This window comes from Verticiella sediminum (assembly GCF_007558815.1).
Classification (GTDB): Bacteria; Pseudomonadota; Gammaproteobacteria; order Burkholderiales; family Burkholderiaceae_B; genus Verticiella; species Verticiella sediminum.
The window spans coordinates 114,403-127,596 of the sequence record NZ_VLTJ01000042.1 but is presented as its reverse complement, the minus strand read 5'-3'; the positions used below and the strand labels follow the sequence as shown (position 1 = coordinate 127,596).

The window sequence follows — 13,194 nt, the reverse complement described above, 5'->3', positions numbered from 1 at the left end:
CAAATCCGTCAAAATAGCGGTTTTGCAAGCAAATGGCGGCAATGCGCGACTCGACGACCCACCAGCGATCCCGCTATCAGAGCCTTGATGCGCTTACCTTCGTCGCCTCGACGTCCACGACGTTCGAGTTTGCCATCGAAGGGGGGGGAGCCTTGGTCATCGAGGCCCACGCCCCCGGGCTCTTTCGGCTCTCCACGGGCGAAGCCGGCACCGACCGCGCGCTCGATCTCGCCGCGCTTCTTGCGCGCGAAGAGCCTGTGGGCGAAGCCACGCTCGAGCCCATGGCGGGCGGCTGGCGCATCCGGCAGGGCGAGGACGTGCTCAGCGTGTATGCCGATCCGCCGCGCTTTGCCATGCATCGCCAGGACCGCCTGCTCTTTTGCATCGGCGACGAAGGCCGCGCGGGCATCGGCACCGGCGTGGACGAGCCTGGCTGGATGCTCGAGATCCCGCTGCATGACGACGACGGCATCTTCGGCCTGGGCGAGAGCCAGCTCGCGCTGGATCGCCGCGGCGAGCACATCGTCTCCGACGATCCCGACGCCCACGCACTGCCGCTGGCCTGGAGCCAGCGCGGCTGGGGCCTGCACGTCAATGCGCTGGGGCGTGTGCAGCACCGCATCGACAGCGAGCCCGAGGAAGCCGGCTACTTCATCGAGGTGGCCGAGCGCCGGCTCGACGTCTTTTTCTACGTCGGCGAGCCGGGCGAGATCCTGAGCCAGTACAGCCAGCTCACCGGCCGCGCCGGCCAGCCGCCGCTCTGGAGTCTCGGTCCCTGGCTGCGCCAGGCGCCGCAGAGCTCGGTCGAGGATCTCGCCGCCAGCGCGACGCAGCTCAAGCAGTCGGGTTTTCCGATCGAGACGCTGTGCATGGACGGCCCCGCCGCCTGGGACATCAAGGGCAAGCAGGCCTTCGAATGGGACGCCAGCCGTCTGCCGGATGCCCGCGCCTGGCTGGCCCAATGCAAGGCCGCCGACCTGAAAATCTGTGCGCCGGGCTTTCCCGGCGTGCTGCAGGCGAGCGAAGCCTTCGAGGAACTGGAAGACCGCGGCTGGCTGCTCACCAACGACGAGGGGCTGGCGCACGTGTTCGAGGGTGTGCCGGCCACGCGCAACCAGCCGTTCGGCCTGCTCGATCTCACCCACAAGGACGTCTACAACTTCTGGTGCGAGCGCAACCGCCAGTTGTTCGACGACGGTATCGACGCCATCGCCTGCAATGCGCAGCTCGACATCCGCGACGACGTCCAGGCGCGCAACGGGGCGAGCGGGGCGCGCCTGCGCGAACTCTATCCCATGCTCGCGGCGCGCAACCTGTTCGACGCCGCGGCCTGGAACAAGGTCCCGCCCGAGGGCGTGGTCTGGCATCGCGACACCTTCCCCGCGGCGCAGCGCCTGCCCTTCGTGGCCGGCCCCACCGTGCCGAATACCTGGGAAGGGCTGGCCGAATCGCTGCGCGCCGCGCTCACCACCGGCGCGAGCGGCGTGCCCGTGCAGTCGCACGAGATCGGCAGCCAGGACATGCCGCTGGACGCCATGACGCCCGAGCTCTACGTGCGCTGGCTGATGGTCGGCGTGTTCAGCGCGCATTTCCGCTTCCAGGGGCTGCCCGCCCTGTTGCCGAGCGCCTTCGACGAGGCCACGCAGGCGCGCGTGCGCACCTGGCTGGAATGGCGCTACCGCCTCATTCCCTATGTGCTGGGTGCCATCGAGGACGCCGCGCGCAACGGCCTGCCGGTGCAGCGCAGCATGGCCTTGTCCTTCCCCGACGATCCCGAGGCGCAGGCCTACGAGTCGCAATACCTGCTCGGCCCGGCCCTGCTGGTGGCGCCCCTGCTCGAATCCGGCGACGAGGTCACCGTGTATTTCCCCGCCGGCGAGGCCTGGTGGGATCTGGCCACCGGCTGGCGCTACGAGGGCGGCACGGCCTGGACCTTCCCTTGCCCGGACGGCCACGTGCCGGTGTTCGGCCGCGACGGGCACATCCTCTGCCTGGGCACGGGCGGGCGCCACACCGGCGAGTTCAATTCGGCCCGTCTGCTCGAGGAAGTCTGGCTGTTCGGCATGCCGCAGGTCAGCCCGACCGTGATGCGCAACAAGATCCGCGTCATGCAGATGCAGGGTTCGAGCTACATCAAGGGCCTGGAAGGCCTGAAGATCGTTCCTTCCGAGGGGCTCGAGGTCAAGCGTCGCGGCGCGGAGGTGCGCATCTCGCGGGCGCGCTAGGGTCTGACGACACGATGGCCATCGTGTCAACAGATCCTGGCCCGGCGCGCCGCGAGCGCCGCCACTCTCGCGAGGAGCCGACATGAACCTCCACCCGCCGCCGCGCCGCCTGCTCGTCACCGGCCATCGCGGCTTCGTGGGGCAGGCATTGCTCGACTGGTTGCCGCGTTCGCGCTGGCAGGATCGGGCGGTGCTGCTCACGCCCGGCAGCGACTTCGATCTGTGCGACGCCGGCGCGGTGCGCCGGCTGGTGCGCGACGCCCGGCCCGACGCCGTGCTGCATCTGGCCGCGCAGAGCTTCGTGCCGGCCGCTTTCGCCGACCCGGCCGGCACCTTCGCCGTCAACGTCGAGGGCACGCTGCACCTGCTCCAGGCGCTGCGGCAGGAAGCGCCGGGCGCACGTCTGCTCTACGTGAGCAGCGCCGACGTCTATGGCGCCGTCGAGCCCGAGGCCATGCCGGTCGACGAAACCCGGCTGCCCGAGCCGCGCAACCCGTACGCCGTCAGCAAGGCGGCCGCCGAGATGCTGTGCCGGCAATGGCACTTCACCGAAGGCACGGACGTGGTCCTCGCGCGCCCCTTCAACCATACCGGCCCGGGGCAGGATGCGCGCTTCGCCGTCTCGGGCTTTGCGCGCAGCGTGGCGCGCATCGCGCTGGGCCTGGAAGCGCCGCGTCTGGTCACGGGCAATCTGCAGGTCACGCGCGATTTCAGCGACGTGCGCGACGTGCTCGACGCCTATCTGCGCCTGATCCACGATGGCCAGCCCGGCGCGATCTATAACGTGTGTTCCGGCATCGAGCAGCGTCTGGCCGACGTGCTGGCCGCGCTGCTGCGGCTGGCCGGCGTGAGCGCCGAACAGGTCACCGACCCGGCGCGGCTGCGCCCCAACGAACAGCTACGCATGGTCGGCAGCAGCCTGCGCCTGCGCAAGGACACGGGCTGGCAACCGGCACACGACTTCGACGAGACACTCGCCACCCTCCTGGCATGGTGGCGACACAAGGAATTGAATCCATGAGCAAGACAGCATTGGTCACCGGCATCACCGGCCAGGATGGCGCCTATCTCGCCCGGCTGCTGCTGGACAAGGGATACACGGTGTACGGCTTTCAGCCGCGCCGTTCCACGGATACGTACTGGCGCCTGCGCGAAGTGGGCGCGGCCGACGACGTGCAGTTGCTCGCGGGCGATCTCACGGACCTGTCCTCGGTGCTGCGCGCCGTGCAGACCAGCCGGCCGGACGAGGTGTACAACCTGGGCGCGCAGAGTTTCGTCGGCAGCTCCTGGGACCAGCCCGTCCTCACCGGCCAGGCCACCGGCATCGGCGCGGTCAACGTGCTCGAGGCGGTGCGCATCGCGGCGCCCGAGGCGCGCTTCTACCAGGCGTCCACGAGCGAGATGTTCGGCCTGATCCAGGCCGAGCGCCAGGACGAGAAGACGCCGTTCTATCCGCGCAGCCCCTATGGCGCGGCCAAGCTGTATGCCCATTGGATGACCGTCAACTACCGCGAGAGCTTCGGCCTGCACACCTCCAGCGGCATCCTCTTCAACCACGAGTCGCCGCTGCGCGGCCTGGAGTTCGTCACGCGCAAGGTCACCGATGGCGTCGCGCGCATCAAGCTCGGCCTGCAGAAGGAACTGCGCCTGGGCAACCTCGACGCGCAGCGCGACTGGGGGTTTGCCGGCGACTACGTCAAGGCGATGTGGGCCATGCTGCAGCAGCCGCAGGGCGACGACTACGTCGTCGCCACCGGGCGCACGGTCAGCGTGCGTCGCTTCTGCGAACTCGCCTTCGGGCATGTCGGGCTCGATCACGAGGACTATGTCAAGGTCGACCCCACGCTGTACCGTCCGGCCGAAGTCGATATCCTGCTCGGCAACCCGGACAAGGCGAAGCAGATACTGGGCTGGGAGGCCGAGACCTCGCTGGAGCAGCTCGTCGGCATGATGGTGGAAGCCGATCTTGCGCGCGTGTCCACCGGCGCGCGGGGCTGAGCACGATGGCATCGGTCTATCTCAACTACGTCTTCGGTTTTGCCGTCTCGCTGCTGCTGGCGTGCCTTTTCGTCACCCTGATCGCCGGCGTGTTCCTGTTCTTCATCAGTTGGCGACGGATCAACGACGAGTTCCAGCATCCGTTGCTCAAGGTGCGGGCCTTCCAGCACCAGCCGTTCTCGCTGAAGCTTGCCATCTATCTGGACTACTTCCTGCACCTGGTGTTTCCGAACAACAAGGGCAGCGGCCTGATCGGCAACGCCAATCGCATGCTCTCGCACGTGGACGCGCGCATCCTGCCCCTGGGCGTGCGCTGGCCCATCGCCGGCTTCTGGGGCGGCGTGTTCATCGGCATTGCTGCGATGATTGCGGTGTGGGTGCTGCTGTTCCTGGGCGCTGGGCAGTAGGAGGGCGCCGCCTGCGCGGCGCCGGGGCCGGGCGCCGTACCGCCTTGTCGTCGCTGACCCGCCGGGAAGGCAGCCAGGGCTAACGGTCGATCCGAAGTGCCTCGGCCAGCGTGTCCGAGGCGAACACCCGAGCAGTCCAGGTGCGCAGCGTAGCGGCATCGGCCTCATCGAGACGTTCGCGGGCATGCGACGGCAGAGCGCCGAACCGTTGCGTCAGTTGCAGGGCCAACACGCCGCGCAGGGCGTCGCACTCGCCGCGGTCGCGTCCTTGTTCGAGCCCTTGTTCGAGTCCCTTGGCCAGCCCCTTGCGAAAGCCGACGCGTTCGATGCTGGTGATGTAGGTCACGTTGTGTTTCTCCTCGATCCGGATGACAGCCCGGGCGAAGCGTTCTTCGTCGTCCGGCGGCAGGGTGAGAACGCCGTCGATGAAGGCGAAGAGGCGCCGGACGTCGGCCGCGCCATGGCCTTGTTCGTACAGCAGGCGGACCAGGTCGCGCTTGCTGCGCAGGCGTTGCCCGGGGGCGGTGCGCGCAGCGGCCTCAAGTTCCGCCAATATCGCGACGGCGAAGGGATTGGTGCGGGCGCAGACGCGCAGCCGGGCGCGACGGCGTCGCCAATGCTGCAAATGTATCACCGGAAACGTGAGGCGCAGTTCGCCGTGCGTCGGCCCCAGCGCGCACTCGCGGTGCAGCAGCAGCGCTGAACGCCCTGTCGAGCGGGTGAGTATGGCGATCTGCGCGATCGGCTGTTCCGGGTGGCGCTCGCGCAATCGATAGTAGTAGACGAACATGCGTCGGGCGAAGTCCGTGTCGTGTGCGCCTTGCACTTCGACGTGCAGCAGAATCCAGATCGGCGACTGGCCCGCAAGTACGAGTTCGGCCAGTTTGTCGACGTGCCTGCGCCCCTTGCGGCGAGCGCCGGCCAGGCGTTGCAGCTCCTTGTCGAGGAACCGGGGCGGGACCGACCAGTCGATCAGGCCGTGGAGTTGCGGCACGCAATAGCGCGAGGCAGGGCCCGAGATAGGCGTGCAGGGCGTCTTTCCAGGCGCCGTCATGGTCTGCCGCAGTGTGTTGTCGGGGCGGAAGATCCAGGCTGTGGCGGCAAGGGCATGGCACGGGTGGATATAGGCACAGGCGGGCGCCCCGGGACGGCGAGTGGGGTTGCCAGCGTAGCGCGGCAATGCCGCTGTGCATCGCCGACTGTGGCGTTGCCGACGCAGTCCGGGCCGCTTCGCTTCATCGGCGCTGACCATGCCATGAGCGCGACGACCAAGTCCTTGATTCGACAGCGATATCGCCAGTGCCCCCCAGCTTGTCCCCAGGGATGCGCACAGAATGCGGGGATAACCGTGCACGCCCCCGCCCGTGCAGCAGCGGGCGGCAAGGAGCCACGCTCACATCTTCAGTGACCCACCTTCGTACACCAGGCGCCCTTCCACCAGCGTCGCGCGCACGCGCGCGGGCACTTCCAGGCCGAGGAAGGGCGTGTGCTTGCCCTGGCTATTGAGGGCCGAGGCCTGCACGGTCCACAGGGTGTCGAGATCGACCAGGCAGAGGTCGGCGCTGCCGCCGACGGCGATGCGGCCGGTGGACGCGAGCACTTTGTCGCCGAGCACGCGGGCCGGTTCGCTGGTGACGCGCGCAAGCGCCTGGACCAGCGGGATGCCGGTTTCGTTGGCCCACTTCACGGTGAGCGAGAGCAGCAGCTCCAGCCCGGTGGCGCCGGGCTCGGCCTCGCTGAAGGGCAGCAGCTTGTTGTCGTCGTCGACCGGGGTGTGGTCCGAGCAGATCGCGTCGATCGTACCGTCGGCGAGAGCGGCGCGGATGGCGTCGCGGTCGCGCTGGCCGCGCAGTGGCGGCACCAGGCGAAAGTGCGAATCGAAGTGGCCGATGTCCAGGTCGGTCAGGTGCACGTGATGGGCGCCGATATCGCAACTGACGGGCAGGCCCTCGGCGCGCGCCTTGCGCACGAGTTCGAGGCCGGCGGCGCTGGAGACGCGGCACAGGTGGATGCGCGCGCGCGTGATGCGCTGCAGCTCGAAGATGGTGTGCAGCGCGATGGTCTCGGACTGCTCGGGCACCCCGGAGAGGCCCAGGCGGCTGGCGTAGGAGCCGCTCGCCGCCACGCCGCCGCGGCCCAGCCATGGATCCTGTGGGCGCAGCCACAGCGCGTAGCCGAAGGTGGCGGCGTACTGCATGGCCCGGTGCAGCACGGTGGTGTCGATGACCGGTTCCTCGGCCTGGGAGAAGGCGACGCAGCCGGCTTCGGTCAGCTCGGCCATCTCGGTGAGCTTCTCGCCCTTCAGGCCGATGGTCATGGCGCCCAGGGGGTAGAGGCGGGCGCGGTTGAGCAGGCGCGCGCGATGCTTGAGCATCTCGATCAGGCCGGGCTCGTCCAGCGTCGGGTCGGTGTCGGGCGGCTGCACGATGCTGGTGACGCCGCCGGCCAGCGCGGCCTGCATTTCCGATTCCAGGGTGGCGCGATATTCGTAGCCCGGCTCGCGCAGGCGCGCGGCCAGATCCACCAGGCCGGGCAGCACGGCCAGCCCGCGCGCGTCGATCACGCGGTCCGCCGCGAAATCGCCGGGGTTCTCACCCAGGGCGACGATGCGCCCGCCGGCGACGTAGATGTCGCGCACGGCGTCGGTGCCGCTGGCGGGATCGATGACGCGGGCGCCTTGTATATGCAACTTCATGTCGAGTCCTTGCCGGGCGTGCCGCCCGGGCTGAACGTTCCTAACGTGCGGCGCCGGCCAGGCCGGCGCCGCCTGCCGTGGTCAGTCGTTGGTCGAGCCGGCGACGATGCTCATCACCGCCATGCGCACCGCGATGCCGAACGTGACCTGGTTCAGGATCACCGCCTGCGGGCCGTCGGCCACCGACGATTCGATCTCCACGCCGCGGTTCATCGGGCCCGGGTGCATGACGATGGCGTCGGGCTTGGCGAGCGCGAGCTTCTCGGCGGTCAGGCCGTACTGCTTGTAGTACTCCTGCGGCGACGGCAGCAGGGCGCCGCGCATGCGCTCGTTCTGCAGGCGCAGCATGATGACCACGTCGACGTCGCGCAGGCCTTCGCGCATGTCGTGGAACACGCGCACGCCCATCTGCTCGAGCCCGCCGGGCAGCAGGGTCATGGGGCCGATCACGCGCACCTCCGGCACCCCGAGCGTGGTGAGCGCGTGGATGTCCGAGCGCGCCACGCGCGAGTGCTGGACGTCGCCCACGATGGCCACCGTGAGCTTGGTGAAGTCGTGCTTGTAGTGCCGGATGGTGAACATGTCGAGCAGGCCCTGGGTCGGGTGGGCATGCCAGCCGTCGCCCGCGTTCACCACGTGCACGTGGGGCGCCACGTGCTGCGCGATCAGGTGCGGCGCACCGCTCGCCGAATGGCGCACGACGAACAGGTCCGCCTGCATCGCCGACAGGTTGCTGATGGTGTCGAGCAGCGACTCGCCCTTGCTCGTGGACGAGGCGTTGATGTTCAGGTTGTAGACGTCGGCCGAGAGCCGCTTGGCCGCGATCTCGAAGGTGGTGCGCGTGCGCGTGGAGTTCTCGAAGAACAGGTTGAACACGCTCTTGCCGCGCAGCAGCGGCACCTTCTTGACTTCGCGCTCGGCCAGCGGCGCGAAGGTTTCGGCGGTGTCGAGAATGTGCGTGACGATGTCGCGCGGCAGCCCGTCCAGAGTGAGCAGATGGGTCAGTTCGCCGTTGCGGTTCAACTGCGGGTTACGCATGGTCGGCGTTCTCCAGGGCGAGCGCGTAGCGGCCGTCGTCGGCGCGCGTGAGGTTGATGCTGGTGCCGGCCTGCACGTCGAGGCGGGCCGCGCACAGCGCAGCGGCCACGGGCAGTTGGCGTCCGCCCCGGTCGATCAGCACGGCGAGCTGGATCGAGGCGGGGCGGCCATAGTCGAACAATTCGTTCATGGCGCCGCGGATCGTGCGGCCGGTGTAGAGCACGTCGTCGACGAGGATGACGTGGGCGCCGTCGACCGAGAACGGGATCTCCGTGGGCTGGACCTGGTGGTGCAGCCCGATGCGGTCGAAGTCGTCGCGATAGAAGCTGATGTTCAGAAAGCCGGGGCGCTCGGGCAGGCCGAGCTCGGCGTGCAGGCGCTCGGCGAGCCAGGCGCCGCCGGAATAGATGCCGACCAGGTGGACGCTGCCGGCGGGCAGGGCGGCGACGGCCGCCTGCACCTGGCGGCGCAGCTCGGTGTACAACGCTTCGGCGTCGGGTAGGGTGGTCATTTCAGCCTCCGCGCGGGGGCCTTTTCCATGCTCATAGCGCATCCAGATAACGTTGCAAAATAATCGCCGCCGCCATGGCGTCGTCCTCGCCGCCGCGGCCCAGCACGCGCTGCGCCTCCAGCGAGGAGTGGCGCTCGTCCTGCAGGTGGACCTGCAGCCGGAAGCGCCCGCGCAACTGGTCGGCGAAACGGCGGCAGCGCCCGGTGGCGGCCTGCTCGCCGCCTTCGGCGTCGAGCGCCAGCCCGACCACGGCGGCGCCGGGCTGCCATTCGTCGAGCAGGGCCGCGATGCGGGCGAAGCGCGCGGCGACCGGCTCGCTGGCGATGGCCTCCAGCGGCCGGGCGGTACGGGTGAGCGTATTGCCCAGCGCCACGCCGATGCGCCGCGTGCCGAAGTCGAACCCGAGCAGGGCGTGCTCAGGCATGGCCGACATCGCCAGCCAGCATGATGGGGTCGATGCCCAGCAGGGCGAGGGCGGCCGGGTAGCGCTCGGCGGGCGGCACGTCGAAGATGATGTGGGCGTCGGCCGAGACGGTGAGCCAGGCGTTGGCGCTCATTTCGGCCTCGAGCTGGCCGGCGGTCCAGCCCGCATAGCCGAGCGTGACCAGCAGGCGCTCCGGCCCGTCGCCGGCGGCGACCGCCTGCAGCACGTCGCGCGAGGTGGTGAGGGTGAGGCCGCCCACCTGCATGCTGGAGGTGTACTCGCCGGTGGGCATGTGCAGCACGAAACCGCGGTCGGTCTGGACCGGGCCGCCGAAATACACCGGCGCGTCCTTGATCGGCGCGATCTCGAGCTGCAGGTCGATGCGCTCGAACAGCGAGCCCAGGGTGAGATCGGTGGGCCGGTTGATGACCAGGCCCAGCGCACCGCGCGGCGTGTGCTCGCACACATAGATCACCGCGCCGGCGAAGTTCGAGTCGCCCATGGCCGGCATGGCGATGAGAAACTGGTTCGAGAGATCGAGTTGCTGCTCTGGCGTATCAGGCATGGCGCTCTCCGTGTAGCCGTGCACACCGGCGGCTGCCGGTTCGTGTGCTCAAACCCGGGTCAGATCTCCACCATTTCGAAGTCTTCCTTGCGGGCGCCGCATTCCGGGCAAACCCAGTTGGGAGGGACGTCCTCCCAGCGCGTGCCCGGTGCGATTCCCTCGTCGGGCAGACCCGCTGCCTCATCATAGATCCAGCCACAAATTAGACACATCCAGGTGCGCATGGTTTTCCTGCTGACGTTTTACACTAGAGGGTCACGGTGCGCGCCGCTCGCGTTGGTATGCGTCGCTGCATCGAACCCCACACCCGCATCTTACTAAATCGGCTGCTTTGAACCCCGCCAAGCCCTTCCCCGTACTTCTTTCCTTCGCCCCGTCGGACCCTTCCGGCGCCGGCGGCATGCAGGCGGACATTCTCGTGGGCGCAAGCCTCGGCTGCCATGTCGTCACCGCGCTCACCGCGCTCGCCATCCAGGACAGCGCCGGCATCGAGGACATCCAGGCGGTCGCACCGGAATTCATCGACGACCAGGCGCGCAGCCTGCTCGAAGACATGTCCGTGCACGGCTTCAAAGTGGGCAATCTGTACAGCCCGGAATCGGTGAGCGCCGTGGCCCAGGTGGTGGCCGACTATCCCGACGTGCCGCTGGTGCTGCATCTGGGCATGGACCCGGTCGATCGCGGCGAGGAGGGCCAGGAGCTGGCCGACGCCACCGTGGTCGCCCTGTGCGAGCTGCTCGTGCCGCAGGCCGACGTGGTGGTGATCGATCATCGCCGCCTGGAGCAATGGCATACCGAGGGCCTGCTCGGCAAGGCGGAAGGCGACAACGCGGTGCAGACGCTGCTCGCGCTCGGCCCCGAGCACGTGCTGGTCACCGGCGTGCCGCACGCCGGGGGGTCGCCCGTGAACGTGCTGGCCGGCGAGGACCCACAGGCCGAAGCCTGGTCCTGGCGCCGGCTGCCCGGCAGTTACGCCGGTGCGGGCAGCACGCTGTCGGCCGCGCTGGCCGCGCTGCTCGCCGGCGGGCAGACGCTGCGCCAGGCGGTCATCGACGCCCAGCAATACACCCGGCGCGCGCTCGAGGCGGGCTTTCAGCCCGGCATGGGGCGCGCCATGCCCGATCGCATGTTCTGGATGCGCAGTAGCGACGACGATGCCGACCAGGCAGACGAAGAGGACGAAGGGGACGAAGCATGACACTACCTCCGCCGCATGAGGCGGCCGGCGGCCGCGCCCGCACGGCCAGCGCGCCGCTCGGCCTGCGCGACCCGGCCGTGCGGGGCGTGGTCGGCCTGTATGGCCTCACGCCCGAATGGGACGACACCGCGCGTCTGCTCGACGCCATCGCGCAGGCCGTGCGCGGCGGCATGCAGGCGCTGCAGTTTCGCCGCAAGCACCTGGACGACGCGGCGCGCCTGGCGCAGGGGCGCAGCCTGCGCGCGGCCTGCCGCCAGCACGGCATCGCCTTCATCGTCAACGACGACTGGCGCCTCGCGCTCGAGCTCGAGGCCGATGGCGTGCATCTGGGCCGCGACGATGCCGAGCAGGCCACCGTGCGGCGGCTCGCCGACGAGGGCATGGTGGTGGGCGTGTCCTGCTACAACGAGCTCGACCGCGTGCGCGCGGCCATCGATGCGGGCGCGGCCAGCGTCGGCATGGGCGCGGTCTATCCGTCGTCCACCAAGCCCGGTGCCGTGCGCGTGAGCCTCGAAACCCTGCGCGCCGCGCGCCGCCTGTGCGAGGACGCGGCGCGCGCGGCCGGGCAGCCGCGCCGCGTCGGCGTCATCGCCATCGGCGGCATCACGCCGGGCAACGCCGCGCCGGTCGCCGCGGCCGGCGCGGACGCGCTTGCCCTCATCACCGGCCTGTTCGAAGCGGCCGACGTCGAGGCGGCGGCGCGCGCCACCATGGCCGCCATGGCCCCGCGCTGAGGGGCCGCTTGCCGGCCCTTTTTTCGCCCGCTCGCCGGGCGCGTGCCGCTGCGAGCTGCGCGCCGGCATCAACCTGACACGATAGCCATGACCACCAACGCCGACCTTTTCGCCCGCGCCTGCAAGACCATTCCGGGAGGCGTGAACTCCCCCGTGCGGGCCTTTCGTTCCGTGGGCGGCACGCCGCGGTTCATCCGCCGCGCGAGCGGGCCCTACGTCTGGGATGCCGAGGGCCGCCAGTACATCGACTACGTCGGTTCCTGGGGCCCGGCGATCCTCGGCCACGCGCACCCCGACGTGGTGCGCGCGGTGCAGGAGGCAGCCGTGGACGGCCTGTCGTTCGGCGCGCCCACCGAAGCCGAGATCGTCCTGGCCGAAACGCTGGTCGCCCGCCTGCCCGCGCTCGAGCAGGTGCGGCTGGTCAGCTCCGGCACCGAGGCCACCATGAGCGCCATCCGCCTGGCGCGCGGCTACACCGGCCGGCCCAAGCTCATCAAGTTCGAGGGCTGTTACCACGGCCATGCCGACAGCCTGCTGGTCAAGGCGGGTTCGGGCCTGCTCACCTTCGGCAATCCGACGTCGGCGGGCGTGCCGCCCGAGTTCGTCGCGCACACGGTCGTGCTCGACTACAACGATCTGGACGGTGTGCGCCGCACCTTCGCCGAGCTGGGCGAGGAGATCGCCTGCGTCATCGTCGAGCCCATGCCCGGCAACATGAACCTCATCAAGCCCGCGCCGGGCTTCCTGGAAGGGCTGCGCGAGCTGTGCACCGAGCACGGCGCCGTGCTCATCTTCGACGAGGTCATGACCGGCTTTCGCGTCGGCCCGCAGGGCGTGCAGGGCCTGACGGGCATCCGCCCCGACCTGGTCACGCTGGGCAAGGTGATCGGCGGCGGCATGCCGGTGGGCGCCTTCGGCGGGCGCGCGGACATCATGGCCCAGGTCGCCCCGCTCGGCCCGGTCTACCAGGCGGGCACGCTGTCGGGCAACCCGGTGGCCGTGGCCGCCGGGCTCGCCACGCTGGCGCTCATCGCCGCGCCCGGCTTCTACGAGCGCCTGGGCGAACAGACCGACAAACTGGTACGCGGCCTGCGCGAGCGCGCCGAGCTGGTCGGCGTGCCGTTCTCGGCCGATGCCGTGGGCGGCATGTTCGGCCTCTATTTCAGCGAGCGGGTGCCCGCCAGCTACGCCGAGGTCACCCGCAGCGACATCGAGGCCTTCAAGGTCTTCTTTCAGGCCTGTCTCGCCCAGGGGGTATATTTCGCTCCGTCGGCCTACGAGGCGGGCTTCGTGTCGATCACCCACGACGACGCCGTGATCGCGCGTACGCTGGACGTCGCGGAACACGCCTTGCACACTGTCAAGGGCGCCTGAGCGCGCGCCCCGCATACCCTAGAAC

14 protein-coding genes are annotated in these 13,194 nt (G+C 69.6%); 7 read left to right on the top strand and 7 right to left on the bottom strand.

All coding sequences use genetic code 11. The annotated features are described in order from the left end of the window. The first annotated feature begins 41 nt into the window (after positions 1 to 41). From FOZ76_RS24855 to FOZ76_RS24840, 4 genes are all read left to right on the top strand, one after another. Positions 42 to 2,225, top strand: coding sequence for a glycoside hydrolase family 31 protein (locus FOZ76_RS24855; protein ID WP_143950983.1), 2,184 nt, complete (start codon positions 42 to 44; stop codon positions 2,223 to 2,225). 82 nt (positions 2,226 to 2,307) lie between these two features. Continuing rightward, the gene (locus FOZ76_RS24850; protein ID WP_143950982.1) at positions 2,308 to 3,246 is read left to right on the top strand and encodes a GDP-mannose 4,6-dehydratase; all 939 of its coding nucleotides are present in this window, start codon (positions 2,308 to 2,310) and stop codon (positions 3,244 to 3,246) included. Beyond that, positions 3,243 to 4,223, top strand: a complete 981-nt coding sequence (locus FOZ76_RS24845; RefSeq protein WP_143950981.1) for a GDP-mannose 4,6-dehydratase — start codon at positions 3,243 to 3,245, stop codon at positions 4,221 to 4,223. Before FOZ76_RS24850 ends, FOZ76_RS24845 begins: the two co-directional genes overlap by 4 nt. Before the next feature lie 5 nt (positions 4,224 to 4,228). Next, the gene (locus FOZ76_RS24840; protein WP_143950980.1) at positions 4,229 to 4,630 is read left to right on the top strand and encodes a hypothetical protein; all 402 of its coding nucleotides are present in this window, start codon (positions 4,229 to 4,231) and stop codon (positions 4,628 to 4,630) included. Between the two features lie 79 nt (positions 4,631 to 4,709). Here the strand turns inward: FOZ76_RS24840 and FOZ76_RS24835 are convergent, their stop codons facing one another. The 7 genes from FOZ76_RS24835 to FOZ76_RS24805 all read right to left on the bottom strand — a co-directional run bounded on the left by FOZ76_RS24835 (position 4,710) and on the right by FOZ76_RS24805 (position 10,087). Continuing rightward, positions 4,710 to 5,624 (bottom strand): RpnC/YadD family protein, encoded by a 915-nt coding sequence (locus tag FOZ76_RS24835; protein ID WP_143950979.1) that lies wholly within the window; start codon positions 5,622 to 5,624, stop codon positions 4,710 to 4,712. Between the two features lie 399 nt (positions 5,625 to 6,023). Next, positions 6,024 to 7,325, bottom strand: a complete 1,302-nt coding sequence (locus tag FOZ76_RS24830) for a dihydroorotase (RefSeq protein ID WP_143950978.1) — start codon at positions 7,323 to 7,325, stop codon at positions 6,024 to 6,026. Positions 7,326 to 7,406: 81 nt separating this feature from the next. Beyond that, on the bottom strand, positions 7,407 to 8,363 hold the full coding sequence (locus FOZ76_RS24825; protein WP_143950977.1) for an aspartate carbamoyltransferase catalytic subunit: 957 nt from the start codon (positions 8,361 to 8,363) through the stop codon (positions 7,407 to 7,409). After that, positions 8,356 to 8,874, bottom strand: a complete 519-nt coding sequence (gene pyrR / locus FOZ76_RS24820; protein ID WP_143950976.1) for a bifunctional pyr operon transcriptional regulator/uracil phosphoribosyltransferase PyrR — start codon at positions 8,872 to 8,874, stop codon at positions 8,356 to 8,358. Before pyrR ends, FOZ76_RS24825 begins: the two co-directional genes overlap by 8 nt. Before the next feature lie 31 nt (positions 8,875 to 8,905). After that, positions 8,906 to 9,298 carry a Holliday junction resolvase RuvX gene (gene ruvX, locus FOZ76_RS24815; RefSeq protein ID WP_143950975.1) on the bottom strand — a complete coding sequence of 131 codons (393 nt, stop codon included), beginning with the start codon at positions 9,296 to 9,298 and terminating at the stop codon, positions 8,906 to 8,908. Next, on the bottom strand, positions 9,291 to 9,863 hold the full coding sequence (locus FOZ76_RS24810) for a YqgE/AlgH family protein (protein WP_143950974.1): 573 nt from the start codon (positions 9,861 to 9,863) through the stop codon (positions 9,291 to 9,293). Before FOZ76_RS24810 ends, ruvX begins: the two co-directional genes overlap by 8 nt. Before the next feature lie 59 nt (positions 9,864 to 9,922). Further along, positions 9,923 to 10,087 (bottom strand): rubredoxin, encoded by a 165-nt coding sequence (locus tag FOZ76_RS24805; RefSeq protein ID WP_143950973.1) that lies wholly within the window; start codon positions 10,085 to 10,087, stop codon positions 9,923 to 9,925. A gap of 107 nt (positions 10,088 to 10,194) precedes the next feature. Here FOZ76_RS24805 and thiD point away from each other — a divergent pair, with 107 nt between their 5' ends. The 3 genes from thiD (at position 10,195) to hemL (ending at position 13,169) form a co-directional block, all read left to right on the top strand. Then, the gene (gene thiD, locus FOZ76_RS24800) at positions 10,195 to 11,061 is read left to right on the top strand and encodes a bifunctional hydroxymethylpyrimidine kinase/phosphomethylpyrimidine kinase (protein ID WP_281283035.1); all 867 of its coding nucleotides are present in this window, start codon (positions 10,195 to 10,197) and stop codon (positions 11,059 to 11,061) included. Next, the gene (gene thiE, locus FOZ76_RS24795; RefSeq protein WP_143950971.1) at positions 11,058 to 11,795 is read left to right on the top strand and encodes a thiamine phosphate synthase; all 738 of its coding nucleotides are present in this window, start codon (positions 11,058 to 11,060) and stop codon (positions 11,793 to 11,795) included. Before thiD ends, thiE begins: the two co-directional genes overlap by 4 nt. An 87-nt stretch (positions 11,796 to 11,882) precedes the next feature. Continuing rightward, entirely contained in the window at positions 11,883 to 13,169 is a 1,287-nt protein-coding gene (hemL, locus tag FOZ76_RS24790; RefSeq protein WP_143950970.1) for a glutamate-1-semialdehyde 2,1-aminomutase, read from the top strand. The last annotated feature ends 25 nt before the right edge of the window (positions 13,170 to 13,194 follow it).